The organism is Micromonospora sp. DT178, assembly GCF_049841695.1.
Taxonomy (GTDB): Bacteria; Actinomycetota; Actinomycetes; order Mycobacteriales; family Micromonosporaceae; genus Micromonospora.
Window position 1 is genome coordinate 1 of the sequence record NZ_JBNCKV010000109.1, and the last position, 227, is coordinate 227.

Genomic DNA, 227 nt, shown 5'->3' on the forward strand with positions numbered 1-227 from the left:
CTGTCGGCTAAGACCGAGGTGGCGTTGCGGGCGCAGGCGCAGCGGCTGGCCGGGTTCGTGACCGACCGGCCCGAGGTCGGGCCGGTCGCGGTGGGGCGGGCGTTGGTGGACAGCCGGGCGACCGGGTTCACCCACCGGGGTGTGGTGCTCGGCCGGCATCGGTCGGTGTTGATGGACGGGCTGCAGGCGCTGGCCGCGGGTGATCAGGCACCGGGGGTGGTGACCGG

The 227-nt window shown here is 75.3% G+C and carries 1 protein-coding gene; it reads left to right on the forward strand.

Going from position 1 to position 227, the window contains the following annotated elements; all coding sequences use genetic code 11:
* Nucleotides 1–227, forward strand: a 227-nt coding sequence (locus ACLQ22_RS32185) for a hypothetical protein (RefSeq protein WP_425695636.1), incomplete at both ends; no start/stop codon positions are given.